Below are 25,344 nucleotides of genomic sequence, written 5' to 3' on the forward strand. Positions count from 1 at the left end.
CCTGTCAGCAGACAGGCCCTTTTTATAGATAGATAACTAACTATTAAAATTATGGTTTTGCATCCCACCATACCTTATCGGTAACGATCTTAGCGCCAGGGAAGTTAGGGTTCCTGGTCAGCTCAGTGTTAGGATACAGGAAGCGTCTTGGATAAACACCAGCCGGCAGGGAAGATACCTTAGACGTCACAAAGAAGTCAGGGTAGTGTGTACGACGCCATTCGCTCCAGGACTCAAAGTTCTGGCTCAGCGCCAACGCATAGTATTTCTGCTCGATGATGGCTTTTACCTTCTGCTCAACAGTACCAGCAACTGGGAATGCAGCTACCTGGGTAGTAATGTAGGCGCCAGGAGCTACTTCATAAGTATCGAAGTTATCCTGAATAGCCTGCTGGAACAGTGCCAGTGCATTACCGGTCATCCAGCCTCGTGCAACAGCTTCAGCCTGCAGGAATAAAGCCTCATAGCTGGAGATGAATTTAACCGGAGCCAGTGCAGCAGTTTCTGTCAGCGGATCTGCACCAAAAATTACAGTAGGAGTAGAGGCGCCGTTAGGGTTGGTATCATAACTACCCTGTGCCATACCTTTGATCACACCACCAGTTGTTGTCTGGAAGTAAGCTGGAACCCTCGGATCGCTTTTAGCGTTCATCTGAAGGAGTAAAGTGTTACTTGCTCTAACCTGGCGATACTGACCCAGTGCAAACAGTTCAGCATACAGTGGATTGTTGTTACCACCTGTGCTTACATAGTCGATCTGAGCGGTTGTTGTCAGGAAAGTAGCACCGGAAGCCTGAAGGGCTGCAACACCCGCTTTCGCTTTTGCCTCATTTACATAAGACAGACGAATATAAGCTCTCAGTTTCAGCGTGTTTGCAAACTGTTCCCATTTCTCCATATCACCCTGGAAAATCAGGTCTTCTGAACCTGGTACGAATTCAGATCCTGGTTCGATCCAGCCTTTCGCTCTGTCGATCATTGCGAAAATGCTGTCATATACTTCAGCCTGTGTATCGTAGTGAGGAGCAAGGTTACCTTCGCTTTCACCTTTCAGTGCATCTTTTAAAGGCACATCACCAAAAGCATCTGTCAGCAATTGCAGATCGTACGCTTTCAGCAGCAGAGAAATAGCCGCATACTGACGGTATCTTTCTTCACCTGCTTTATTGATAACCAGTTGCAGATCGGTCATCGCATCAGCATACAGCGTCTGCCATGGTCTGTCAAAGCTGGAACCCTGTACCAGGTACTGCTCAACTGATTTATACTGAGAGTTACCGAAGTTCTGTGTCCAGTACTGGTTCCAGATACCACCGTAGATCTGGAACTGGCAACCTACTACCTGGGCAATCGCTGCCTGTGCAGAAGGAACTACCAGTGATGGATCAGCATCAGTGGTTTTATTCGGGTTATCGTTGGTGTCCAGGAAGTTGGAGCACCCTGTGAATGTGAGAGACAGCACTGTCAGGAGACCTGCGGCCGACTTAATAATATTTTTCTTTGTCATTTGTAAGCTCTTTAATCGTTAAAATGTCACTCTGATGTTGAAGCCGTAGTTTCTCAATGATGGCTGAGCTGTAAAGTCGAAACCTTGCTCGTTACCAGCACCACCGGAGTTCACCTCTGGATCAGCAAACTTGTTCTGTTTTGCAGTCCACAATCCCAGGTTGTTACCAAAGAGACCAACTGTCAGGTCGCCAAATGGAGTTCTGTTCAGCAGATTTCTAGGCAGTTTGTATGACAGGCTCGCCTCACGCAGTCTGATGTAAGACGCGTCGATAACATGCTGACCGGAAGGAATAACAGAAGAATAGTAATCCTGTTTGCTGTAAGTAACGTCAGTGTTAGGAACCAGTTTACCTGTACCGTCATCCACCACTGAATTAGCGAATGGAGCATCTTCACGACCACCTTCTGCAGTTTCAAATGCAGTACCGTTGAAGTCCATGATGTCTTTAGTACGGGAGAAGAACTGATTACCCTGTTTGGTATCAAACAGGATACTGAAGGAGAAGCCTTTGTAACCTGCACTAGCACCAAATGAAGCCTGATATTTAGGATTGTATGAACCCAGATAAACTGCTCCAGGAGTTAATAAAGGATTACCGGTTGTAGCGCTTACAATCACACGACCTTGTTCGTCACGTTGAATGTCCTGTGCATAGAAAGTACCATAAGGTCTGCCTTTCGCAGCAACGATGCTCATACCACCAACACCACCGATTACGATCTGGTCTACACCACTCGCGATGTCGATAACTGTGTTTTTGTTACGGGTATAAGTACCAAACAGTTCCAGGCTGAAGCCAGATGCTGTACGGATAGGAGTACCTCTCAGGGACAACTCTATACCTTTGTTCTCAACAGAACCGGTGTTCATCACTTTGGAAGCGAAACCGGAAGATGGAGGAATAGGTACGCTCAGGATCTGATCTTTAGACTTGTTCTTGTAGTAAGAGAAGTCGATTGACAATCTGTTATCCAGGAAGTTCAATTCAGTACCAACTTCAAATGCAGTAGTGATCTCTGGTTTTAACGCAGGGTTACCGATCAGGTTACTGTAAGTGAAACCAGGAATGTTATTGAATGGGAAGGTAATAGTACCAAAACCACTGGTGATGTCAGTTTTGTTGAAGTAAGTCAGCAACTGATAAGGATCAGCGTCATTACCTACCTGTGCCCAGCTCGCACGAACTTTACCGTAGTTCAGGATCTTCGCCAGACCTGATTCCTTAGTCAGTTCAGTGAAAACGAATGAACCGTTTACACTTGGATAGAAGAAGGAATTGTTGTTTTTAGGCAGGGTAGAAGACCAGTCATTTCTTGCAGTTGCACCTAAATAGAGCATGCTCTTATAGGACAGGTTCAGATCTGCATACAGACCAACCAGACGGCGGGTAGTACGGGAGTTGAAAGTATATACCGGACCATTACTGTTGTCCAGGTTGTACCATCCTGGAATAACCAGACCATTCAGCTGGTTAGTCTCAGTTTCCATTGTATTGAATGTACGCTGACGGATGTTGTTACCCAGCATGATGGACGCTTTGAAATCAGGAGAGAAATCCTTTTTCGCAGTGATCATGAGGTCATGAACGATCTCGCTCAGGTTGTACTGGTCTTCACCATATTTACCAGTCTGGATCAGACGGTTATCAACCGGATCGTACCATTTTTCCGGATCGTTATCCGGGGTATCATCTGCAGGCAGATAATCGAATTTAGGATACATGTAACGACGACGGTCAGAATAGATATCAGCACCTAATCTTTCCAGTACATCTAACCATTCAGTTGGTTTGTAACCGATAGAGAAGTTACCACTTACCCTGTCCACATCGTTCAGGTTACGGTAGTTCTTCAGAATGTAGTATGGGCTGATAGTATATACACCATAGTAACCATAGGTAGGATTACCATTAGCATCGAATGTACCATAACCATTGTACGGGTTATCCAGATCGCCTAATTTATCCAAAGGAATATCACGGGCAGTCTGCAGTACGTTATCGAATACAGATGCATTACCCTGACCACCCTGAACTACGCGGCTGTTGATCTTGCTGTAGTTAACGTTAACGCCAGTATAGAACTTGTTGCTCAGCTGTGCGGTACCGTTGAAACGCAGACCGTATTTGTTGTATCTGTCGTAGTTATCAGGCATAACTCCATCAGAGTTCAGACTGTTAACAGACAGGTAGTAAGTTGTTTTTTCACCAGCACCGGATAGGGCGAGGTTACTATTTACAGCTTTACCGGTTTCGAAGAAGTTCTTGATGTTATCAGGCTGTGCGGAGTAAGCTTTTTGTTGTCTTACACCGTTGATGGACTGACCCCAGGGTCTTACCACGCCGTCAAACTTAGGACCCCAGCTCCAGTTTTCACGAGGATCGATAGTCTCCATGTCATAACCCTGACCATAGTCATTCTGGAACTCTGGCAGTTTTACTACGTTAGAGAAAGTACCGGAAGTACTGAAGGTAACTTCGTTCTTTTTGTTAGAAGTTTTTTTACCGCTCTTGGTAGTGATGATCAACGCACCGTTAGAAGCGCGGGAACCATACAACGCAGCAGCAGCAGGGCCTTTCAGCACGGTTACAGATTCGATGTCTTCCGGGTTGATATCGTTACCACGGTTACCGAAATCTACAGTGCTACGGCTGTCGCCACCGCCAATGATGCTGGAGTTGTCGATAGGTACACCATCCACAACCATCAGCGCCTGGTTATTACCAGTGATGGAAGAACCACCTCTCAATACGATCCTGGAAGAGCTTCCCGGAGAGTTTGAGCTGGTACCGATATTTACACCCGCAACTTTACCGGCAAGGGCATTCAGCGGGCTTGTGCTCTGACCTTTGGTCAGTTCGTCATTTTTTAAAGTAGGAGCTGCATAACCGAGGGAAGATTTATCACGACGGATCGCGTTTGCGGTTACAACAGTTTCAGTCAGTTTTGTTACATCTGGGTATAAAACCACATTGTGTTTTGCGCCGGAACCAATCTTCACTTCCTGGTCTTTCATTCCGACAAATTTCACAGTCAGGGCAGTAGCTCCTTCCGGTACGTTAATGGTATACTCACCACTCGCGTTTGTTACAGTACCAGTCGTCGTACCTTTTACAATTACTGTAGCGCCGATCACCGGACTCCCATCATCAGAGGAAGTGATCTTCCCTGTAATGGGGCGGGTCTGCGCAACCACCTGTCCAACTACCACGATAGAGGGCAGGAGGAAAAATAAACTTTTCCTCATAAGCTTTGTTGTTTCTGGTTGTTTAGTTTAAATATTCAATGAATAGAGAAAACTTTTCTCAGGAAACCGACCACTGGCTCTGAAATAGCTGTCCTACGTTGATAAAACAAACTTTTGTTGATAAAAATCTTAATCTACGGTTCCCCTTCAATCGTTCATAACGATTTAATTGTCCTGGAAAATCCTTGAATTAGTATACAGAGGGTGAGAAGACTACTTTGGGTCATTTCTCATAAGCATTTACCCTTCTTCTGTTGTTTAACTTAATTTTAACGTTCAAATATAAATTATTTAACAATAATTTCAGTGAAAAGCGGCAAACAAATTATATGTTATAACATCCCTTTAACAGTTTTTTAACATAATAAAAAAAATATTATTTGTAATAATCAAAATCTGTTAGAGATATCATAACCGGGCTACACTGGGTCTAACTTCATACTGAAATTAGTAAAGACAAAAGATGTAAAGGCAGGTGATAGGAATACCACCTGCGCGCTCATCAACCAAAATCTAAATCCGGGTTTTGTTCCAGATCTAAATAAAAGTTCCGCTGCATTACTGCAGCAATATCTTAATAATGAAATGTAATCAGGAGAGACTCAGGGGCTGGCTTTTTAACAATTCCAGCAAAGTCTCATAAATGTCCTCATTCCTGTTATTATACCGGAACTCGCACTCCTTTAAATGTAAATACACAGTACTGCGGTTCAATCCCTTGAACTTGGCAAGCCTGTGCTTGGTCAGCCCCCAGAACGCGTCCACATCGTCCGCAATACTGATAGCTCCCTCATTTTCCAGGTTGTACAAACGGTATTGCCCCAGGTCCACCACATTGCTGAAACGGCGGATCTTCTCCGCAGCTCCCTGCATCTCCAGAATAGAACGGCTGCTCCTCACTACAGAATGGATCATTGACCTGCTTACGTCAGGCAATATCTCCGTATGTAACCGGTCCGAAGAACGGTAAATACCAAATACGACCGGCTTTACAGTACGGCCTACTTCTGTTTTGACGGATACGTCCCCATCTTCTACTGGTGAAGCATGTGTAATGCGCGCGGGGGCTACTGAACGGTTGTGATTGTCGGAGGGCGATAAAGACTCACAGTGACGGGCAATCTGATGGCGGATCTTTTTGAGATAACTATTTACAGTGACACGGCTTACCCCACTAATGTTGGCAATCTGGGTGGCTGTAAGATCTTCGGCAAATAGCCGTAGTATCTCCTTAAATTTACGCTCAGAAAGGTGAGCGCCCTTTAAGTATTTGTTTTTCATGAACTAAAAGAGGTTAGAATGGCATTATAAACCTCTTACTTTTTACCGGGTATGTAACGCCCTTTTATACGAGCGGCGAATAAGGGGGGATGAATGTAGCCCACTAGATTATTTGGGTATAACAAAAACGCCCAATACTGATAATCATGTATTGAGCGTTTTAAACATATGTTGAAACTATACTTGTCTAGTCTTCTTTTTCTCTTTCTTTGAGCCCCAGCTCTGACATATCCATATCCTTCTCCTCATCAAGCGCATTCCATAATTGCTTCTTCTTCGCCTTCTTCAATAACGCCTTCTCCATCCACAATAACAGTGCCGGCAAAATAGTCAGGTTAGTGATCATCGCCATCAACAAAGTCAGTGAAGTTAACCAGCCCAAAGCCTTGGTACCACCAAACTCAGAGAAACTAAAGATCATAAAACCGGCCAGCAGGATCAGTGAAGTATAAATAATACTCAAACCTGTCTCATGGATCGTCTGCTTCACCGTTGCCGAAATATCCAGGTTATGGTGCGGCAACTCCTGTTTGAAGTTCACCAGGAAACGGATCGTTACATCGATCGCAATCCCCAGCGCCACACTAAACACTAACACAGTAGATGGCTTCAACGGAATATCCAGCCAGCCCATTACACCCGCCGTTACGGCCAATGGAATGATATTAGGGATCAATGATATCAGCAGCATCCTCCAGGAACGGAACAGATACAGCATACAGAAAATGATCAGTACAAACGCCAGCAGAATACTCTCTGTCAGACCATTGATAATAAAACGGCTACCTTCCAGGAAGATCACACTCGTACCGGTATAACTAACTTTGTATTGTGCAGTATCAAAGATCGCATCTACCTGTGGACGCAATGAATCCAGCAGCACCGGCAGTTTCGCAGAACCCACATCCGCCATATTCACACTCACACGGGCTACCTGACGGCTGCTGTCCATAAATGAGGAAACCAGCTTCGTAAACGCAGTCGCATTACCCGCCGCATTATTGCCTCCCTTCATACGCAGATAAGGCGCCAGGAAACCAATATCAAACTGATTAGGGATCGCGTAGTTAGAACTATCTCCGTTATAATAAGCCTGCTTGGCAAACTTGATACCCTCCGCTACAGATAATGGTCTTGCAAAATCCGGCTGCGCACCGATCAACTTAGATAACTGATCCAGTTTCTCCAGCGTTTTCAGATTCACCACCCCATTTTTCTTTTTCGTATCCACCGCTATTTCCAACGGCATTACACCTTTGAAGTTCTGCTCAAAGAATTTAAGGTCTGTATACAGCTTATCACTCGTTGGAATATCATCCAGCATATGCGCCTCTGACTTCAGCTTCAGCATACCCGCTACAGCCCCGATCACCAACACAACTGTCACTCCATACACCCACGCACGATATTTGAATACCAACGCAGTCAGTCCGTCCAGCAAAGCCCGGAAAGTGCGGTTGTTCATATAGTTTGTATGCTTCGTCTTCGGCGGTGGCAGATAACTCAATACCGCAGGCAGGAAAATAAAGGAGATCAGGAAGATCAGCATAATATTCAAACCTGCTACTACACCAAATTCTTTCAGCAATTCACTCTTCGTAAAACAGAACACACCGAAACCAATCGCCGCTGTCAGGTTAGTGAACAGCGTCACAATACCCATACGCTGAATCATGTGTACAAGCGCCCTGGTCTTGTTACCATCCTTCGCATATTCTGTATGATACTTATTCAGGAAGTACACACAGTTCGGTATCCCGATCACCACAATTAATGGTGGTATCAATCCTGTCAGCAATGTGATCTTATAACCCAGCAATACGATCGTCGCCACAGACCAGATCACACCAATGGCAACCACGATCATAGACATCAATACCGCACTGATGGAACGGAAGAAGATCAGCAGGATCACCGCCGTCAGTACAAATGATAACTTCAGGAACAGATCCAGTTCCTTCTTCACCTTATTTGCCATCAGGGTACGGATCAGCGGCAGACCGCTCATACGTACTTCTGTATGATGTTTCTCTCCGAAAGCAGTACCCAGCTTCATCACGTTCTCCACCACCTCTGTACGGCGCGGAGTCATCATGACACCCTTCTGAATATTGATCATCATCAGGTAGGCATGTGTCTGCGGATTATACAGCAATCCCTTATAGAAAGGCAGATTGTTTAAAGCACCGGCGAGGCTGTCCAACACTGCCTGCTGCTGCAGATCTCCCTGGAAAAGCGGTTCTGCTGACAGCTTGCGCGTACTGTCATTCTTCACCAGGTTAATGGCAAAAGGTACGCTCAGTACATTCTCTACAAACTCCACCTTCTTCAGGTCTTCATTCAGCTTTACATAGTCATGAAAGAAATCTTTCTGAAAGAAATTGTCAGTCTGGATACCGATCACCATCATATTACCATCCTCTCCGAACAATTCCCGGAACTGCATATATTCCTTATATTTCGCATTATCCAGCGGGATAGATTTATTTGCCTCATAGGAAAGCTCTACTTTGCTGGCGAAATAGGTCATCACTGCAGTGCCCAACAGTAATAAGACCAGGAGTGGTAAACGAAATTTCAATACGAATCCTGCTAAGCGTTGCCACATACGCGTCTTTGTAATTTTAGTAGGGCGTAAAGGTAACTCAAAGTAATAACATATAACTATTTTTGATGCATGCACCGTTTTCTGATATCCCTCTGCGCCATACTTTGCCTATCCTGTCTGAATGCCCTCCAGATAAGCGCTCAGCAACATATTGAAGGCACCTGGATCGGTCAGTGGAGCGACCATCTTCCCTGGCGTCCCGCTGTCTCCGTCACCGTAAAAGGAGACAGGATATACTGTGCATCCGCCGGCGGCGGACTCTCCGCTGTCACCAACACGCCGGAAGAAGGACTGGAACTCAGTCGCTACAGTAAAGCAAACGGCCTGCATGATATCGGTATCAGTACCCTCGCCGCCAACGATGAAACCGTCCTCGTTGCCTACACAAACAGCAATATCGATCTGCTGAACGGCAACACGATCTACAACATCCCCGACCTGATGCGTAAACAGGTCGCCGCCGATAAAACCATTTTCCGGGTCATTTTCCGCAACAACAAGGCATATCTCTGTACCGGTCTGGGTATCGTAGTACTGAATACTTCCGCTCCGGAAATTGAAGCCACCTACGTTGTAGGTAGCACCGGTGCCTATACACCGGTTTATTCACTCGCTATCATAGGCAGCTCCCTCTTTGCTGCTACAGCAGAAGGGGTCAGGACTGCGTCGCTCAACAGCAACAACCCTTCCGACTTCCGTAACTGGTCCTCTCTCTCACAGGGCCTCGCGCCGGATTCCGTACAGGAGATCATCGCTTTCAATAACCAGCTGATATGCCGCCAGCGTAATCAGCTGTTCCTGCTGAACAATAATACCTGGACGCCATGGTATACCGATGGTCGTACCATCAGCAACATGAGCGTACAAAACAATCAGCTACTCCTCTGCCAGCCACTGGCCGGCTCCTCCCGTATCCTGGGCCTGAATGCCAGTGCTGCGGTTGTAGCCAGCTATCAACATGCCCTGCTGAAAGCTCCCATGCAGGTAGCAGGTACTGATCATGCGCTCTGGATCGCAGACTCACTTTCCGGACTGATACAATACGATCAGCAAACCAGTGAATATACTACTGTCAACCCTGATGCGCCGGCTGGTATCATTACGGGTGATCTGCTTTTCTCCGGCAATACACTGCTGGCTGCCACCGGTACCATCAGTAATAACTGGAAAGCCACCGGCAACCGGGATGGTTATTACAGTTTTGAAAATGGCGCCTGGACGGCTACAACTACATGGCCTGATTCCCTCCATGATATTGCTACTATGACAGTAAATGCCGATGCCATATACCTGGGTTCCTTTGGCGGCGGACTAGCCCGCATCAGCGGCAATAAAAGGACGATCTTCAAACAGGGTATCCTGCCGCCGGCAACAAATGATCCGGCGGCTTACAATGTCAGCGGACTTACCACAGACCCGGCAGGAAATCTCTGGGTGGCTGCCTACGGCGCTAACAATAATCTGCTGGTTAAAAAACCAGATGATACCTGGGTCTCCTTCCGCAGCCCTTATGCCATGACCGGTAATGCGATCAGTCAGTTGCTGACAGACGACAATGGCCTGGTATACATGGTTTCTCCACAAAGCAATGGCTTATACGTACTGAATCATAACAATACGCTCGACAATAGATCTGATGACCAGTGGCGTCAATACCGCCTTGGCGCTGCACAGGGCAATCTGCCTTCCAATGACGTCTACTGCCTGGCAAAAGACCGCAATGGCAGCATATGGATCGGCACCGCCCGTGGCATCGCCATTATCAACTGTCCGGGACAAGCCGCTACAGAGGGCTGTAATGCTTTCCTCCCCATCATTCAGCAGGATAACTTTGCCGGTTATCTCTTCCAGGATGAACAGGTCACGGCCATTGCGGTAGACGGTGCAAACCGTAAATGGGTCGGCACCTACAACGGCGCATGGCTGGTCAGCGATGACGGAGAACACATCCTTGAACATTTCAATACCGGCAATAGTCCGCTACCTGATAATCACATCTACCGCATTGCAATAGATCCCAGAGTAGGAGAAGTTTACTTCGCTACCGCCAAAGGCCTGATGTCATGGCATGGTACCGCCACTGAACCTGTCAGCAAAATGGAGAGAGATTCCGTACTGGTATTCCCGAATCCGGTAAAACATGAGTATAGCGGCCCTATCGCTATCCGCGGACTGGCAGACAATACCCGGGTAAAAATCACTGACATCAGTGGCAGAATGGTATACCAGACAAGAGCCCTTGGCGGACAAGCCATCTGGAATGGCCTGGATTATACCGGTCACCGGCCACAGTCAGGCGTTTACCTGATATTTGTGGCAGGAGAAACAGGAGGGGAGCATGTGGTGACAAAGATTGTGTTCATTAATTAACGACCGCTCGTCGTACATTTGATGTCAGCAGTTGCTGTCTAGTTTTATGTTACACAAAACCCGCGGGATAGTCTTAAGAACAGTCAAATACGGCGATACCAGCGCCATCGTCAATATATTCACCGAACTATTTGGGGTACAGTCCTATATGGTGAATGGCGTGCGCAGCTCCAAACCAAAAGCCAGAGGCAACCTGCTCCAGCCGGGTAATATCCTGGAATTGGTCGTGTACCACTATGAGCAAAAGAGCATCCAGCGCATTTCCGAGTTCAAACTAGGCTATATCTATACCTCCCTGCACTTCAATATTGTGAAGAACACCGTAGCGCTTTATATGATCGAACTGCTACAGAAAAGCCTGCGTGAACCGGAACAACAGGTTGACCTGTACTACTTTGCCGAACAGTCCTTACAGGCACTCGATATGGCGCCGCTGGGTATTGCAGCCAATATCCCGCTTTATTTCACCCTTAAGCTGGCAGAGCACCTGGGATTCCGTCTCAATGGACGTTACTCGGAATACGCGCACTATCTCGACTTGCAGGAAGGCTCCTTTACCGATCTGCCGCCGCATCACAGTAATTATCTGGATGCTGCAAATAGTGAGATCACAGATCGCCTGTTCCAGTGTACGAGCTGGGAGGCACTGGGTGAGATCAATATGAATAAAGACAAACGCAGAAAACTACTATATGCTTATCTGGATTTCTTCAGATTGCATCTGCCCGATTTCCAGGAATTGAATTCTCCGCCGATCCTGCACGAGATCCTCGACTAAAGAGGCAGGGTTCAACAACGCAAAGCGCTATTTCCCATCGTATATCAGTTCAGTGTTCTTTCCGTCAAAGACAGCATAAGTGAAGTAATTCAGCCAGTCGCCGAGGTTAATATAGCGACTTTCAGGTCCTACCTGTAAATCAAGCGGCAGGTGTCTGTGGCCATAAATGAAGTAATCGAAATGGGCTTGCTGTAATACTTCTTTACTGTGGATAGCCAGCCATTCATTCTCTTCTCCCAGGAATTTTTCCAGTTCGCCACCGGTGGCAGCACGGCTTTTACGGCTGAAGTAATTCGCCAGACCGATTCCCCAGGAAGGATGTATCAATGAAAATAACCAGCGGCATACAGGGTTACGGAATACTTTCTTCAACATCTTATATCCATGATCACCGGGACCAAGTCCGTCACCGTGACCGATATAAAATCGTTTGCCGCCTATATCATATGTTTTAGGTTCGTAGTGTACCGGGATTTCCAGTTCTTCTTCAAAATAGCCATCCATCCACATATCATGATTACCGATGAATACGGTGATACCGATGCCTTTATCCCGCAATTCGGCCAGTTTGCCCAGCAGGCGCGTATAGCCTTTGGGCACCACTTCTTTGTATTCAAACCAGAAATCGAAAATATCACCTACCAGGAAGATATGTTCCGCATCTTTCGAACAGGCATCCAGCCATTTTACAATACGCTTTTCCCTTTCTCTGCTGGCAGCAGGATTAGGAGCGCCCAGATGAAAGTCTGATGCGAAATAAACACGTTTGCCTTCCGGAAGAGGAATGGAATAGTCCACTGCGGACAGTCCATGCGTCATAGATGATGATATTTGTCCGGTCTGTGCTGTTTAAAACAACAGACCGCTGATGATGAAGCGATTTGCACCGCGAAGTAATAGATAAGTCTTTAAGAAAACAACCCTCAGGGCTTCTTTATACCGGATTCCAGATAAGCAGACTCGATATCTGTCAGATCAGCCTTTACTGGATCGCTATACCCGTTGTACAGGAATATCTCCCAGGAATACTTTGGATGAGCCAGACTGAGATAGAAAACTTCTCCGTTCGGTTTGATAAATTTCAGCAATGTAGCACTGGTACTGATCACCTTCACCCCTTTAGCGGCAAGGTAAGCACTGTCTTCAGACAGTGTGCTTTTGTTAATTGCTTCAAGAGAAGGAAAACCTTTTTCACCAATAGCGGCTTTCAGTGAACGTAACTTATCACCTGCGGGTGTGAAGATAACAGCGCCAGGTCCTTTTACGGTTAAGGTATTGATGGTATCTACTGTGGCGGTACGCTGCTCGGAAGACTGTCCACATGACGACAGCAGAACAGCAGCAAAAAGAATTAGGAATAACCTGGTCATAGCGGCCCGTATAACATGATCATTTAAAAGAACAGCGCATGATAGGATCACGCGCTGCTCAAATATGCTTTATTATTTACAAATCTATTCATCCAACAGGAACACATATACCTCTCGCGGGCCATGTATTCCGACTACCAGTGTTTTCTCAATGTCTGCGGTACGACTGGGACCGGAGGCAAAGGAGATGGAGGAGGGGAGATCACCGTGATACTTTTCCTTCAGGCGGACGATTGCATCTTTGAGATCGAATACCAGCTGATGCGTGTAAGCGATCACTATATGCACCGGTGTGTATACCGGTAAGGCCCTTCCGGAAGCCTGTGCGGCGCTCAGCACCATGGTGCCTGTACGCGCTACCAGCATCTCACAGTCTGTGATCGCTGCCTCCGCAGTATGCATATCCCCTTTGTTGATATAAGGGAACTGCTTTAACTGAAACTGGTCCATCAGGGATGGCGTCTGGCAGTGTACGTCTTTCCAGTCTTTGGATTCGACTAATGCCGCCAGATTGTCCAGCAGTTCGTTTTTACTGGTGCAGAAAATGAACTTTCCCTGTAACCGGGCAAATTCTTCTGCGAATTTCATCTCCAGTCCATCATGTTCCTTCACAAAAACGGAACTGTTGCCCTCCGAGTTCGGAAAGGGCAACTGCACCGATTGACTCAATGCGTTTCGTACTCTCTTGAGGATGTTTTCCTTGGCAGGAGAAATCTTCATAATAGCTTACGCGTTAGCAGGTGTTGGTGAAGGATTGATGATATCTGCAGGATGTACGCCATCAGTGGTCATACCTTCCTTGTTTGCGATATGCTCACGGTGAACATCCCAGGGACGTTTACCGATCAATCTTTCCAGATCTGCCTGGTACAATACTTCTTTTTTCAGCAGTTCCTGCGCCAGCGCTTTCACGTTGTCCAGTTTATCGGTCAGCAGGGTTTTGGTACGCTGATAAGCCTTGTCGATCAGGAGACGAACTTCTTCGTCGATCATTTTGGCTGTTTCTTCAGAGTAAGGTTTGGTGAATGACTGATCGCTGTTAGGATCGTAGAAAGACACGTTACCAACCTTATCATTCATACCATACACGGTTACCATTGCATAAGCCATACGGGTGATTACCTGCAGGTCATTCTGGGCGCCGGTAGATACTTTACCGAAAACGATGTCTTCTACTGCACGGCCACCAAGTGTCATACAGATATCGTCCAGCAGCTGTTCGGTATTATAGAGGTATTGTTCTTTCGGCAGATATTGTGCATAACCTAATGCAGCCACACCACGCGGAACGATAGTTACTTTCACCAGTGGATTAGCATGCTCGAGGTACCAGCCACAGATAGCGTGACCAGCTTCGTGGTATGCGATCACTTCTTTCTCTTCTGGAGAAATGATCTTGTTTTTCTTTTCCAGACCACCGATTACCCTGTCTACTGCGTCGTTGAAATCTTCCATTTCAACTTCGTTCTTGCCTTTACGGGCGGCGATCAGTGCTGCCTCGTTACAAACGTTGGCGATGTCTGCACCGGCGAAGCCAGGAGTCATAGAAGCCAGTTTCTTGATATCGAGGTTTGGAGAGGTCTTGATTGGTTTCAAATGCACGTCGAAGATGTGCTCACGACCATTCAGGTCTGGTTTATCGATAGAGATCTGACGGTCGAAACGTCCCGGACGCAGCAGCGCACTATCCAGTACATCCGGACGGTTGGTAGCAGCCAGGATGATGATACCGCTGTCGGTACCGAAACCATCCATTTCTACAAGCAGCTGGTTCAGGGTGTTTTCACGCTCGTCATTACTCATCATTACGTTCTTGCCTCTGGCACGTCCGATCGCGTCGATCTCATCGATGAAGATGATACAAGGCGCTTTCTCACGGGCCTGTTTGAACAGGTCACGTACACGGCTTGCACCCACACCTACGAATAATTCAACGAAATCAGAACCTGACATGGAGAAGAAAGGTACCTGTGCTTCACCTGCCATTGCTTTTGCCAGCAGGGTCTTACCAGTACCCGGAGGGCCTACCAGTAAGGCACCCTTCGGAATCTTACCACCCAGAGCGGTATATTTCTTCGGATTCTTCAGGAAATCAACGATTTCCATCACTTCCACTTTCGCTTCATCCAGACCGGCTACATCACTGAAAGTGATATTTACCCGGGTACCTTTATCAAACAGGGTCGCTTTGGATTTACCAATGTTGAAGATGCCACCTGGACCACCACTACCACCGGCAGGGCCACCCATTTTACGCATCAGCAGTATCCACAATCCAATCAGCAGCACCAGTGGGAGCAACAGTTGGACAAATGGTTCAAACCAGCTCTGTCTATCCTCATACGTCACTTTCACCTGATCTTCCAGAGGGACTCCAGCCTGCGCCTTATCAAGGTCGGCTTTAAAACTCTCTTCACTACCAATTGAGAAGCGGAAATGAGGGCCTTGGTTAGGAGAGCCAAGACGGTTCTTGGAGACCTTATCGAATTTAGACTCAGTGAGCCTGTCCTTCTTAATGTAGACCTCCACGGATTTTTTGTTCACTACTACCAGCTTATCTACATCACCCGGTTTCAGGTAATTAAGCTGGAACTCCTGGAAACTCAGCTCTTTGGGCCCAGCGCCAAAGTTTGCGAAGTTCATTGCCAGCAAAGCTACCCCGATAAAAGCATACACCCAGTATATGTTGAACTTTGGTCCTTTCTTTGGCGTTTTGTCTCCCTTGTTGAAGTTGTTGCCTCTTTCCATAATCTTACGATCCTTTTTTTTAAGGATGTCTGTAATAGTTAAAAGTTATTAGTTCGTATCATTATGCTCCATTCGTTCTGCATCACTCCACATATCTTCCAGGCTGTAAAACTGCCTGGCCTCTGGTTGGAATACATGCACCACAACATTCACATAATCTACAAGTATCCATTGTTGCGCGGTAAAACCCTCGTGCTTATAAGGCTCTTCACCGATGTGTTTCGACACCTGGTCTTCCACGTAATCGGCGATCGCCCTAACCTGTGTGTTGGAGTTAGCCTCACATATAACAAAGAAATCAGCCACAGCTTCAGGAATCTGGCGCAGATCCAGAGAAACAATATTTTCTCCCTTTTTTTCCTGGATGGCCTTGATGATGGTGGAAAAAATCTCGCTTTCTCTACTCAAGCGCGTTAACGCTTTCTTTCTCGTACTCAGAACGGTTAAGGGTGCCAATAAAATCTCTTTTGGTTAAAAATAATCTTTAATTGTCAAAATTACTAAAGAAGGAGCAAATAAACGCCGGAATATGATATTGTTACAATGTGCAATAATCAATGATGTACAGTACTTTATCGCCTATAAATCATACACTTGTCTAATACCCCTGCTCTTAGCCAGCGCCTGACCGATTGTTAAGAAAAAGATAAAATGAGTTACTTTGCTCTCAAAATAAATCAGAAAAGAATTTTTCAGTGATCGGACAGCCATTATATATCTTAAACACAGTAGACAGCACCAATAACTATGCCATGGAGCAGGTAAATACCGGCCAGGTGACACCCGGCACAGCCTGGTTTGCCATGGAGCAAACTGCAGGAAAAGGACAACGTGGTAAACAATGGTCTTCCCCTCCAGGAGAAAATCTCATGCTCTCTATTGCCCTGCAACCCGGCACACTGCCTCTTTCCAGACAATTCATGCTCAGTGTTGTAATATCCCTCAGCGCCTATGACTGGTTCCGTAAATATGCAGGTGATGAAACCGCAATTAAGTGGAGTAATGATCTTTACTGGCGTGACAGAAAGGCAGGTGGTATCCTTATCGAAAATGTCTTGCGTGGCACGACATGGCAGTATGCCATCATGGGAATAGGGGTTAACCTGAATCAGACAAACTTCCCCCCTCATCTCACCAATCCCGTATCCCTCAAGCAGATCACCGGAAAAGACTGGGATCCGATTGAGTTGACACGCACTCTCTGCGCCTGTCTGGAAGAAAGAATGAAACTGCTGCATCCTGCTCATTACAACACCCTGCTGGAAGAATATAAGACTAAGCTGTTCCGGTTCAATAAAGCAGGCACTTACCGCATGAACGGAGAGCTGTTTGAAGGCATTATCCGGGATGTACTTCCCGACGGAAAACTGTGCCTGGAAAAGGACGGAGAAATCCTGCAGCTGAGCTTTGGCGAAGTAGAGTTCGTTATCGTAAAATAGCTTATTTCCAGGCCCTGAAACGCGCCTGTTCCTCCCGCTGCCACTCCTGCAATTTTGAAAGAAAAACAGGAGAAATTCCCTGCATAAGGAATACGCCTGTGCCATATTCTCTTGCCAGAACGTCATTGATCTGTCCGGTTTTGATGCACCCGGACGTGTATTTCCGGACATATTCCGCAGGTCCTTCTCCCACTACTATCAGGTAATGCAGGCTGTCCATTTTCGGAAACCAAAATACATAATCCGCGCTGAAGGTGATCGCCGGAGGAACCGCCTTTCCCGCATAGTAGTTAATAGCGCCTGCCTGGCCATAGTTCTCACAGAGTATCAGGGTATTTTTGCGCTCGCTGTCAGGTACCTGCTGATACGCCTTCACCGTCAGTGCAGCCAGGTCCCGCCAGCCCCGCATATCTGCAAAATCCTGTGGCAGCTCATGCACTTTACCATCCTCCCATTTACAGAATATTTCACGTCTGAGCGGAGTCATGGCTGCATGCAACTGCTGTGGGGACAATACAGGGAATATCAGCCGGAATAACCACACAGTAGGGAATATGATCAGAACAGCCCAAACCGGCCGCAGATAGCGTAACCATCCTTTGGAAAAAAGCTGCTCCCAGTACACGCTACCCAGTGCCAGTAAGATGGGATAGATACCATACGCGTAATACCCTTTCGCTTTCAGGTAGATGAACAGGCCCATCACCAGCAGGAAAGTCCAGCCAATAAAACCATAGGGGCGGAAAGGTGCATACCAGATCAGTGACAATACCCCGGCGATCCAGATCAGCGTGCCTATCAGGAAAATACCCAGCTGGTCTTTCACAAAACCCATCCGTTCTACGTTCACCAGTTGCGTTGCTGCCAGTTCATGCATATGATGTATCACCGGCATACCGTTCTGTATCTGCCAGATCACATTTGGTAGCGCCATCAGACAGGCGATGAGCAACCCGCCATACAGGTATTTATCCAGGAATATTTTGCGTTGCGATGAGATCAGCAACGCAGGCAGCAAACCCACTACCAGGAATAGTACATTGTATTTGTTCAGGAAGGCAATACCTGTAGTCAGCCCAAGCCATAAGAGCAGCCTGGAATTGCCTTCTTTTACATAACGCATCAACAGATAAAGCATCAGCGTCCAGGCCAGGATATCTGCACTATTGGGCTGGAAAAGGGTGTTTATTCTCGACATGGCAGAACACAGGAACAGGAGCCCGGCAATCAGTTGTGCATACCATCCTCCTTTCAGCAATTCCACAGTCTTCCAGATGACCAGCATAGTTAATGCGCCAAACAGGGCAGGGAAGAAGCGCACCCAGTACATACTGCCGCCAAATCCTTTAATGAGCAGGGAAATAAAGGCCGTAAACGGCGGTACTGACAGATAACCTGCTGCCAGGTGATTGGCCTGGTCCAGGTGCAGGTATTCATCTCTATGCAGGTCATAACCGGCATAAATAGCCCAGTAATTAAAAGTCAGTTTGAACAGGAGAAAGAAGATCAGTAGCAAATAAGGCCGTCCGGACATTCGCAATAACAATGAACACGGTGAAAAAAGAAAAGGCTACATGTCATCATTACTACAGCCATAGGTATGGAATTGATAACATGTAGCCCGATATAAAGAATCTTGTAATACTGCAACAGATAGTTGGTTAAATAGGCAGTTCATCAAAAAGACCAGTTGATGAAAACAAGATTTTGGTTGATAAAGGTTGACCTCAAGTTGTGAAATATTTGTTAATTTATCAAAACTAAATTTGCAACATTGATACAAACGAACTTCCTTTCAAACAGTAGAGCGACCATCCAAACTACTATTGATCCGCACGTCCTCGCCATAATGGACGCAATTTGATTAGCATACCATTAGCAATCTGCTTTTGAGTAACTTTACGCTATGTCCTCCATAAACAGTAAGAATAGCAGAACTGTTCCTCGCAAAAAGCTGACGCTGAGCGAAGACTTTTCACAGGTAAGCGTTGATCAGGAGAACTTGCCAAAGGTGCCGGCAAAGAGTAATTTCTCCATTCACTCCCGTTCCACCAATCCCTGCCGGGAATACATATCTGCCAGCAGAAGAGATTATTACAAAATAACGCTGATGACGCAAGGTGGCGGCATCATGACTTTAGGCCAACGTACTTATGTCATTAAAGCGCCTGCCATTGTCTTCATCAATCCGCTTGAACCAAAGCTCTGGGAACCGAAAGGCGAACAGGATGGCTACTACTGCCGGTTCACGGAGAATCTGTTTGAAATGCAGCGTCATTCCCGTGATGAGTTATTACATCATCCGCTCTTCCAGGTAGGCGCCAATCCGGTGATCAATCTGACGGAACAACAGACAGCCTATATGCTGCAACTATTCGGTCATCTCCTGAAAGAAAACAAGGACTGTAATCCCTACCGTCAGGAAGCCATCCTTATCTACCTCCAGCTCTTACTGCTGGAAGCCAAAAGGGTTGCCGCTCCGCAGATCATACCACAGCGCTCTCTGACCACCGCTCAGCTACTGGCAGAACGCTTCACCGATACACTGGAAAGACAGTTCCCGATCACCTCCGAACAGGAACAGATCCATCTCAAAACTGCCAGTGACTTCGCACTCACTTTAAACGTACATCCCAACCACCTGAACGCTACCGTCAAACGTGTCACAGGACGTACCACCAGCGAACATATCCGCCAGCGCATCCTCCTGGAAGCACGCCTCCTGCTGATGCATACCGACTGGCCTATTTCCGCTATCGCCCATTCCCTCGGCTTCGAAGAACCAGCTAATTTCTCTCACTTCTTCAAAAGCCAGACAGGACATACGCCGCACACATTCAGGATGCTATAAACCTGACTCAGAAGATGCGGCGAATTAGGAATTAGGAATTAACAATTAGGAATGATGAAGAAAGTGAATGCCTTGATCTCAAATAAAGCAAGGTAATAACAAGAGGACGGGCAAGAGATACGAATAAGAACATATAGAGAATAGTGAGGAGAAGAAGGAAAAGAAGGAGAAGAAGGAGAAGAAGGAGGAAAAAAGAAAAGAAAACAAAAGGGAATAAATATAAGCCAGAGAACAGAGAACAGAGAACAATAACAACAACTTTTTACGACGACCTGATCTTACCGATCAGGTCGTTCCTTTTTACCCTACCTCATTGCCAATAGGCCCCACTACTACAAGTGGTCGCCGTCAAACCAGGCAATGGCAGATGGAGCTGGCTGGCCTTAGTGCTTTGAAGTCCGCCTGGCCTATGCACCAGGGGTTTAATCACCCTACCACTGCCCAAATCTCCAACCCACCGCCCCATAGCAAGCAACTTCAAAGCACGACAGCCTGCCAGCCCATACAGCCTTTGCCGACTGACGCCCCACGCCCCACTCACCAAAAACCGCTGTCCGGCTATTAATAATCGCCCATAAATTACCACTCAAAACAAAAAAGCCCGGACAGTCTCAAAACCATCCGGGCCTTATCAAAAAGAAATCTATTTCGCCTTATACCCCCAATCCTGCAACCACTTCACCACCTTCTCCTTATAATCCCCCTGTATCAGGATCAAACCATCTTTCGCACTTCCTCCCGTCCCACATTTCGTCTTCAGCTCTTTCCCCAGTTTCTCCAGGTCCTCTTCAGCCCCAACGAAACCATCTACCAGCGTCACCACTTTCCCGGCCCGCTGCTTCGTATCCAGCTTCACCCGCAACTGCTGTTGCCCCGGCGGCAACGTCTCCACTGCTTCCGGCTCCTCGCTCTCCTGTCTGAAATCAGGATTGGTGGAATACACAATACCACCTGTATTGCTTTTTTTCTTCGACATAACAATAAGTTTAAGAACGGTTAACGATTACCTGCAACGCACCAGGATGCACACGAAACGCGACTTTACCATTTTCTTTCAGTGGCACCGCATCACCGTCTACCTGCAGGTGTACAAGTTCTTCACTTTTAACAACGATGGTTTCCCCGGTAAAGTGTTGCATATAGCGCGTCTTATCGATATTACCCATCAGGGAATAGAATCCGACAGGAATCAGGCCGATAAGTTTGATTGGCGGTACTACACAAAGATCCAGTTTTCCGTCAAACACATTCGCGTCTGGCGCAAGTTTGAATTCATAGCCAAACTGGTTACCATTAGCAACTGTGAGGAGAAATGCGCGTTCCTGTATTGTTTTACCATCTACGCTGATTTCGTAAGACGGACCTTTATAACTGCTGAAGCTCTGGATAACGAGTTTGGCGTATCCCCAGAGACCGCGTTTGGTTTTATGTCTGAACTGATCGGCGACAAGTGCGTCAAAACCAACGCCGGCGTTACTAAGGAACAGGTGTTCGTTGGCATAACCAACATCTATTGCCTTTCGTTTTCCGTCAGCGATCACTTCCAGTGCGCGGGACACTTTCAATGGTATTTTCAGTGCTCTGGCGAGACCATTACCACTTCCGAGCGGAATGATAGCCAGGGCAGTCGTAGTACCTACCAATCCCTGCGCTATTTCGTTGATGGAGCCATCTCCGCCCACTGCCACTACTGTATCAGTTCCATTTGCTACCGCTGCTCTGGCAAGATCTGTACCGTGACCCAGGTATTCAAGATGAGTCACTTCCACGGAAAATGCTTTTGGGGTCAGATATTTTCTGATGATACCCTCAAGGCGTTTTTCTCTGTCTGTGCCGGCTTTACGGTTGATGATGAATAGAATCTTTCTCAACGTTAGGGATATTATATTGCTTTTAAACTAAGATCAAGACTGACTGCATGATGGATCACGGCTCCGGCGGATACGTAATCAACGCCTGTTTTGGCATATGCTTCCAGTGTATCGAGATTGATACCACCGGATGCTTCTGTTTCGTACCGGCCATCTATGAGTGCCAATGCTTCTGTGAGTAGGGCGGGAGAGAAGTTGTCCAGCATGATACGGTGGATCTGCCCAACGGCAAGTACTTCTTTCACATCCTCCAGGTTACGCGTTTCTACTTCTATCTGTAAAGGCAATTGCTGCTGTTGCAGATAGGCAACTGTTTTGGTAACAGCGGCGGTGATACCTCCGGCAAAATCAATGTGATTATCTTTCAGCATGACCATATCATAGAGACCCATACGGTGATTGACACCGCCTCCGATGCGTACAGCTTCTTTCTCAAGCAGGCGGAAATTAGGAGTGGTTTTCCGGGTGTCCAGCAGGCGGGTATGATAGCCTTTCAGGACGTCGACATAGCTGCGGGTCAATGTGGCGATACCACTCATTCTCTGCATACAGTTCAGCACCAGGCGTTCTCCCATCAGCAAAGTATGGATCGATGCTTCTACTTCAAATGCAACCTCTCCCGATTTCATGACATCGCCATCTTGCTTAAATGGCCGAAAAATGGAATGACTGTCCAGTATCTGGAAAACAGCTTCCGCTACTTCCATTCCGGCCAGTATGCCGTCTTCTTTTATTTTCAGTCTGGCGCCACCTCTGGCGTCAGCCGGAATACACGCTAAAGTGGAATGATCACCATTCCCAATATCTTCTGCCAGTGCGTTGCGAATAAGCTCAGTTAATGCTGGTTCCTGTAACATACTATCGGTTTGAAAGAACGAAAGTAAGCCAATTTCAGAAAGGAGGCCGGCTCAGAATCCCCCCGAATATAAAAAAGTCCGGACGGAGCCGGACTTTTCAATATCAATCTTAACAATTCTTTATTTATTATTTATTCTCGAAACGAAGCTCATTCAGCACCATAGAACCACCTTTCATCTGCAGAAAGAAGGAGGTACGGTAAGCGCCACCGGAGGTACCAACATTGGCAATACCAACTCTGGAACCATTGTTACTTTGCACCTGGTGGATCAGTTCGAAAGTTTTAACCTGATTTTTTGAGAAGAAATCTTTCAGGATGATTTCTGCCTGTGCTTTGCTGTAGGAGTTAGATTTTCCGGCCATGCTGATTTCTACTGTGTTGTCAAGGTAGCGGGATAGTGCGCTTGCATCGCCTTGTTTGATCGCAGTTACCACATCATCGAATGGACCTGCTGCGGGAGCTTTTAAGTTAGCGGCTGACAGTGTAAATGCAGTGATAATGACGCCAAACAGCACAACTCCAAGCCCATACAATAACTTTTTCATCGTCAGTATTTTATTAAGTAGTAAAGTTTTCATCATTATAGTAAAATGGGCTAAAACTATGCCAATTTGCGGGATGCCTTTTAAAATACAATCATCGTTGTATTGTACAATCACTAATTAATGCGAATATATTAATATATATTTTTAGAATAAAACCTAAGTAAGACAAATTGCTGTTACCCCTGTATGAATTTTGAAGGCATTTCAATAAGTTTGACGCCGTTTCGCGGATGCTTCATAACTTTAGCATCCTTTACAGAACAAGAAAATTACAACCGGAAATATGGAAAAGAAAAGAGCCATTCTCGTTATCATGGACGGATGGGGACAGGGACAGGTTCCTGCCGCTGATGCTATCGCGCATTCTAAAACGCCATTTGTGAGCAGCCTGTATGCAAAATACCCGCATAGTACACTGATTACCTGCGGTGAAGATGTTGGTTTGCCGGAAGGACAAATGGGTAACTCCGAAGTAGGTCACCTGAACCTCGGTGCAGGTCGTATCGTGTACCAGGAATTACAACGCATCAACGTAGCCATCCGCACAGGAGAACTTGCCGGTAACAAAGTATTACAGGACACGTTCAGCTACGCAAAAGATAACGATAAGGCATTGCACCTCATCGGTCTCGTAAGCGACGGTGGTGTACACTCCCATATCAACCACCTGAAAGCACTGACGCAGATCGCTAAAGATAAAGGACTGACTAAAGTTTACATTCACGCCTTCACCGATGGCCGTGATACCGATCCTAAAGGTGGTCTGAATTACATGGAAGACCTGGTTGCTCACCTGAAGACAACCGTAGGTGAAGTGGCCAGCATCACCGGCCGTTACTATGCAATGGACCGTGATAAACGCTGGGAACGCGTGAAACTCGCATATGATGCGATGGTACATGGTACAGGTACGCCTACCCAGGACGTCGTAAACGCGATCAGAGCATCCTATGCAGATGGCGTAACCGACGAATTTATCAAGCCGATCATCACTACCGATGCGCAGCTTAATCCGATCGCAACTATCACAGAAGGTGATGCAGTACTCTGCTTCAACTTCCGTACTGACCGTTGCCGCGAGATCACACAGGTACTGACCCAGCAGGCATTCCCTGATTTCGGCATGAACCCGCTGGCACTGCACTATACTACCATGACCGAATACGACAAGACCTACAAGGGCGTTCATGTTATATTCGAAAATGATAACCTGCAGAACACCATCGGCGAAGTACTGGAAGCCAACAACCGCAGCCAGATCCGTATCGCTGAAACAGAAAAATATCCGCACGTATCCTTCTTCTTCTCCGGTGGACGTGAGAAAGAATTCCAGGGCGAACGCCGTCTGATCGTTGCTTCTCCGAAAGTAGCGACTTACGACCTGCAACCTGAAATGAGCGCCTACGAAGTAACCAGCACCATCGTACCTGAAATAGAAAGCAAATCAGCTGATTTCATCTGTCTGAACTTTGCCAACGCTGACATGGTTGGTCATACAGGCATCTGGGAAGCAGCTATCAAAGCGGTAGAAACAGTGGATACCTGCGTGGAGAAAGTAGTGACGGCAGCCCTGAAAAGCGATTATACCGTATTCCTTACTGCTGACCACGGTAATGCTGATTTCATGATCAACAGCGATGGTACGCCGAATACAGCACATACCACGAACCTGGTGCCTTACTTCATTATCAGTAATGAATTCAAAGGCGCAGTAAAACCAGGTAAACTGGGCGACGTTGCTCCAACCATTCTGACGCTGATGGGTCTCTCCATTCCGCAGGAAATGACAGGCAACATCCTGATCTAAGTAGTATATCTCATTGATAGGAAAGCTGTCCGCCTTACGGCGCGACAGCTTTTTTTTATAT

19 protein-coding genes are annotated in these 25,344 nt (G+C 46.7%); 5 read left to right on the top strand and 14 right to left on the bottom strand.

Annotated elements, in window-relative coordinates:
- Positions 1-49 precede the first annotated feature (49 nt).
- The 4 genes from BMZ72_RS15705 to BMZ72_RS15720 all read right to left on the bottom strand — a co-directional run bounded on the left by BMZ72_RS15705 (position 50) and on the right by BMZ72_RS15720 (position 8,645).
- Positions 50-1,507 carry a SusD/RagB family nutrient-binding outer membrane lipoprotein gene (locus BMZ72_RS15705; protein WP_089809953.1) on the bottom strand — a complete coding sequence of 486 codons (1,458 nt, stop codon included), beginning with the start codon at positions 1,505-1,507 and terminating at the stop codon, positions 50-52.
- An 18-nt stretch (positions 1,508-1,525) separates the two neighbouring features.
- Positions 1,526-4,756 (bottom strand): SusC/RagA family TonB-linked outer membrane protein, encoded by a 3,231-nt coding sequence (locus BMZ72_RS15710; protein WP_089809955.1) that lies wholly within the window; start codon positions 4,754-4,756, stop codon positions 1,526-1,528.
- Between the two features lie 591 nt (positions 4,757-5,347).
- Complete coding sequence (locus BMZ72_RS15715; RefSeq protein ID WP_089809958.1) at positions 5,348-6,037, bottom strand: LuxR C-terminal-related transcriptional regulator; 690 nt, start codon at positions 6,035-6,037, stop codon at positions 5,348-5,350.
- Between the two features lie 187 nt (positions 6,038-6,224).
- Positions 6,225-8,645: an efflux RND transporter permease subunit gene (locus BMZ72_RS15720; protein ID WP_089809960.1), complete on the bottom strand. Its 2,421-nt coding sequence runs from the start codon at positions 8,643-8,645 to the stop codon at positions 6,225-6,227.
- A 69-nt stretch (positions 8,646-8,714) separates the two neighbouring features.
- On the opposite strand from BMZ72_RS15720, the gene BMZ72_RS15725 reads away from it, so the two are divergent.
- Together BMZ72_RS15725 and recO are read left to right on the top strand one after the other, a co-directional pair.
- A complete protein-coding gene (locus BMZ72_RS15725; RefSeq protein WP_089809962.1) occupies positions 8,715-11,015 on the top strand; it encodes a type IX secretion system anionic LPS delivery protein PorZ in 2,301 nt (766 codons plus the stop codon).
- 46 nt (positions 11,016-11,061) lie between these two features.
- Positions 11,062-11,793: a DNA repair protein RecO gene (gene recO / locus BMZ72_RS15730; protein ID WP_089809964.1), complete on the top strand. Its 732-nt coding sequence runs from the start codon at positions 11,062-11,064 to the stop codon at positions 11,791-11,793.
- Positions 11,794-11,820: 27 nt separating this feature from the next.
- Here the strand turns inward: recO and BMZ72_RS15735 are convergent, their stop codons facing one another.
- The 5 genes from BMZ72_RS15735 to rsfS form a co-directional block, all read right to left on the bottom strand.
- Complete coding sequence (locus tag BMZ72_RS15735) at positions 11,821-12,612, bottom strand: UDP-2,3-diacylglucosamine diphosphatase (RefSeq protein WP_089809966.1); 792 nt, start codon at positions 12,610-12,612, stop codon at positions 11,821-11,823.
- Between the two features lie 104 nt (positions 12,613-12,716).
- On the bottom strand, positions 12,717-13,163 hold the full coding sequence (locus BMZ72_RS15740; RefSeq protein WP_089809968.1) for a hypothetical protein: 447 nt from the start codon (positions 13,161-13,163) through the stop codon (positions 12,717-12,719).
- An 84-nt stretch (positions 13,164-13,247) separates the two neighbouring features.
- Positions 13,248-13,883 carry a LutC/YkgG family protein gene (locus tag BMZ72_RS15745; RefSeq protein WP_089809970.1) on the bottom strand — a complete coding sequence of 212 codons (636 nt, stop codon included), beginning with the start codon at positions 13,881-13,883 and terminating at the stop codon, positions 13,248-13,250.
- 6 nt (positions 13,884-13,889) lie between these two features.
- Positions 13,890-15,911, bottom strand: a complete 2,022-nt coding sequence (gene ftsH, locus BMZ72_RS15750; protein ID WP_089809972.1) for an ATP-dependent zinc metalloprotease FtsH — start codon at positions 15,909-15,911, stop codon at positions 13,890-13,892.
- Between the two features lie 48 nt (positions 15,912-15,959).
- The gene (rsfS, locus tag BMZ72_RS15755) at positions 15,960-16,319 is read right to left on the bottom strand and encodes a ribosome silencing factor (protein ID WP_245552072.1); all 360 of its coding nucleotides are present in this window, start codon (positions 16,317-16,319) and stop codon (positions 15,960-15,962) included.
- A gap of 287 nt (positions 16,320-16,606) precedes the next feature.
- Between rsfS and BMZ72_RS15760 the strand changes: the two genes are divergently transcribed.
- On the top strand, positions 16,607-17,350 hold the full coding sequence (locus BMZ72_RS15760) for a biotin--[acetyl-CoA-carboxylase] ligase (protein ID WP_089809974.1): 744 nt from the start codon (positions 16,607-16,609) through the stop codon (positions 17,348-17,350).
- A gap of 1 nt (position 17,351) precedes the next feature.
- Here the strand turns inward: BMZ72_RS15760 and BMZ72_RS15765 are convergent, their stop codons facing one another.
- Complete coding sequence (locus tag BMZ72_RS15765) at positions 17,352-18,884, bottom strand: glycosyltransferase family 39 protein (protein WP_089809976.1); 1,533 nt, start codon at positions 18,882-18,884, stop codon at positions 17,352-17,354.
- Between the two features lie 372 nt (positions 18,885-19,256).
- On the opposite strand from BMZ72_RS15765, the gene BMZ72_RS15770 reads away from it, so the two are divergent.
- On the top strand, positions 19,257-20,201 hold the full coding sequence (locus tag BMZ72_RS15770; protein ID WP_089809977.1) for a helix-turn-helix domain-containing protein: 945 nt from the start codon (positions 19,257-19,259) through the stop codon (positions 20,199-20,201).
- Positions 20,202-20,844: 643 nt separating this feature from the next.
- Here the strand turns inward: BMZ72_RS15770 and BMZ72_RS15775 are convergent.
- From BMZ72_RS15775 to BMZ72_RS15790, 4 genes are all read right to left on the bottom strand, one after another.
- The gene (locus BMZ72_RS15775; protein WP_089809979.1) at positions 20,845-21,177 is read right to left on the bottom strand and encodes a translation initiation factor; all 333 of its coding nucleotides are present in this window, start codon (positions 21,175-21,177) and stop codon (positions 20,845-20,847) included.
- A gap of 10 nt (positions 21,178-21,187) precedes the next feature.
- Positions 21,188-22,072 carry a diacylglycerol/lipid kinase family protein gene (locus tag BMZ72_RS15780; protein ID WP_177222810.1) on the bottom strand — a complete coding sequence of 295 codons (885 nt, stop codon included), beginning with the start codon at positions 22,070-22,072 and terminating at the stop codon, positions 21,188-21,190.
- Positions 22,073-22,083: 11 nt separating this feature from the next.
- Positions 22,084-22,929, bottom strand: a complete 846-nt coding sequence (gene nadC / locus BMZ72_RS15785; protein ID WP_089809983.1) for a carboxylating nicotinate-nucleotide diphosphorylase — start codon at positions 22,927-22,929, stop codon at positions 22,084-22,086.
- Positions 22,930-23,056: 127 nt separating this feature from the next.
- Complete coding sequence (locus BMZ72_RS15790; RefSeq protein ID WP_177222811.1) at positions 23,057-23,476, bottom strand: DUF4783 domain-containing protein; 420 nt, start codon at positions 23,474-23,476, stop codon at positions 23,057-23,059.
- 283 nt (positions 23,477-23,759) lie between these two features.
- Here BMZ72_RS15790 and gpmI point away from each other — a divergent pair, with 283 nt between their 5' ends.
- Complete coding sequence (gene gpmI, locus BMZ72_RS15795; protein ID WP_089809987.1) at positions 23,760-25,283, top strand: 2,3-bisphosphoglycerate-independent phosphoglycerate mutase; 1,524 nt, start codon at positions 23,760-23,762, stop codon at positions 25,281-25,283.
- The last annotated feature ends 61 nt before the right edge of the window (positions 25,284-25,344 follow it).

Origin of the sequence: Chitinophaga sp. YR627, from assembly GCF_900114995.1 — a bacterium.
In the GTDB taxonomy this organism is placed as follows: domain Bacteria; phylum Bacteroidota; class Bacteroidia; order Chitinophagales; family Chitinophagaceae; genus Chitinophaga.